This window comes from Streptomyces sp. UH6 (assembly GCF_013421635.1).
Classification (GTDB): domain Bacteria; phylum Actinomycetota; class Actinomycetes; order Streptomycetales; family Streptomycetaceae; genus Streptomyces; species Streptomyces abyssomicinicus.
The window spans coordinates 1-1,924 of record NZ_JACADT010001047.1; the positions used below are offsets into that span (position 1 = coordinate 1).

Genomic DNA, 1,924 nt, shown 5'->3' on the forward strand with positions numbered 1-1,924 from the left:
GGCGCGCGGGCCGCTGGGCATGCTCCGCGAGGGCGACGACCCGGTCGTGCGCCGGGCGCTGCGGGACGTCGGGGTGGAGGACTGGGCCGACCGCGACGTCGACGCCCTCTCCGGGGGCGAGCGGCAGCGCGTCCGGCTCGCGATGGCGCTCGCCCAGGACACCCGCGTCCTGCTGCTCGACGAGCCGACCACCTACCTGGACCTGCACCACCAGCTCGACGTGCTGCAGACGGTGGTCCGGCTGCGCGAGGAGCGCGGTCTGACCGTGGTGATGGTGTTGCACGACCTCGCCCACGCCGCCCGCTTCGCGGAGCGCGTCGTCGCCCTGCGGGACGGTCGGGTGGCGGCGGACGGACCGCCCCGGCAGGTCGTCACCCCCGGCCTGCTGGCGGACGTGTTGAGGGTGGCCGGCCGGGTGGGCCGTGATCCGCAGGGGGGGTGGCCGGTGTGTTACCCAGATCACCCTCTGCCCTCTAGAATATGAAAATCATATTCATCTAGAGTTCGTGACGCGGCGCTCACCCGAACGCCGCGTCTCCCCGGAACAGAAGGAGAACTCATGGACAACGAGTCGGTCTTCGCCCCCATCGCGGACCCGGGCCAGCTGGCCCACGACTCCGCCTCCCACTCCAACGCGCTCGTCGAGAACCCCTTCGACGACACCGAGGAGTAACCGAGGACCCCACCCCTCGACCGTGGGTCCGTCCGGCTCCGTCCGGGCGGGCCCACGCCCCGTCCCGCAACCCGTTTGTCAGGAGGTCGCCGTGTTCCGCAGCCGACTCGCACCCGGTGTCGAGGTCTTCCCCGTCCCCGGGCGGGGCCTCGCCCTGCGCACCGACTCAGGGGAGTTCCTGAGCGTCAGGACCGCGGCAGCCGACCACGCCGCCCTCCTGTCCCTGCTCTCCGGCAGGACCGACACTCCCTCGGACGCCGAACTGGACCGGCTCCTGCGGGCGTTCGGGGAAGCCGGTTATCTGGCCGAGCACTCACCGGAAGCGGCGAGCCCCCAGTGGCCCGCCGCCCGCCGCGCGGTCCGTCTCCTGGGCGACGCGGTCCTCACGGAACCGCTCGCCGCCTGCCTGACCGGCCTGGGCGCCGAGCCCAGGACCGATCCGCCCGCCGCGGACTCCGCCGCTTCGCCGGCCGCCCTCGGCGATCTGCTGCACGGTGATCCCGCCGCCGTCGTGTGGTGCCTCGACGGACCCGTGCCCGACGGCCTGTGGGACGCGGCGGACCTGCTGCCCGAGCACGGTGTCGCCTGGTTCCGCTGCCACCGCGAGGGCCGGCAGGCGTACGTCGAACCGCTCGCCGCCGCCCGCGGGGACGTGACGTCCGCGCACGTACGCCTCCGGCGGCTCGCCGCCACCCCCGCCCACCGGGAACTGGCGGCCTACTGGAGCGGACCCCGCACGTCGGGCGCCACGGAAAGACTCACCGGACCCGCGGCCGGGCTGCTAGCGGCACTGCTGGCCGACGACCTCGTCCGCTGGGCCACCGACGCCCCCGGCACGACGGGACTCCCGGCACGACGCCGACTGCGGAAGGTCGACCTGCGCACCCTCACGGTCACCGAGCACCCCGTGCTGCCCGTGCCGGACGTCGCGCCCATGCCGAGGAAGGACGGATGAGGCGGACCGGCGCGGCCGTCGGCCGGCTCGCCACCGACGTGGTCCTCCCCGCCGGGGACGGCCCGTTCCCCGCCGTCCTGATCCGCACCCCCTACGACCGGACCCGGCACCTGCCCGAGGCACGCGGCTGGGCCCGCCACGGGTTCGCCGCCGTGGTCCAGGACGTACGGGGCCGGTTCGGGTCGGCGGGGTCGGCGGGGGAGCGGCAGGCGGGGGAGTGGCGGCCGTACGCGCACGAACTCACCGACGGCACGCGGACCTCCCGCTGGATCCGCCGTCAGCCGTGGAGCGACGGG

4 protein-coding genes are annotated in these 1,924 nt (G+C 74.8%); all 4 read left to right on the forward strand.

Going from position 1 to position 1,924, the window contains the following annotated elements; genetic code table 11:
- Positions 1 to 484, forward strand: a 484-nt coding sequence (locus HW445_RS28990) for an ABC transporter ATP-binding protein (RefSeq protein ID WP_180223811.1), incomplete at its 5' end; no start/stop codon positions are given.
- Positions 485 to 559: 75 nt separating this feature from the next.
- Positions 560 to 673: a streptamidine family RiPP gene (gene amiA / locus HW445_RS33855; RefSeq protein ID WP_257231356.1), complete on the forward strand. Its 114-nt coding sequence runs from the start codon at positions 560 to 562 to the stop codon at positions 671 to 673.
- A gap of 91 nt (positions 674 to 764) precedes the next feature.
- On the forward strand, positions 765 to 1,628 hold the full coding sequence (locus tag HW445_RS28995) for a hypothetical protein (protein WP_180223812.1): 864 nt from the start codon (positions 765 to 767) through the stop codon (positions 1,626 to 1,628).
- Positions 1,625 to 1,924, forward strand: a 300-nt coding sequence (locus tag HW445_RS29000) for a CocE/NonD family hydrolase (protein WP_180223813.1), incomplete at its 3' end; no start/stop codon positions are given. The genes HW445_RS28995 and HW445_RS29000, both read left to right, overlap by 4 nt.

Bases quoted from the DNA above. Each gene is read 5' to 3' on its own strand.
- amiA (WP_257231356.1), top strand. From the start codon at position 560: ATGGACAACGAGTCGGTCTTCGCCCCCATCGCGGACCCGGGCCAGCTG.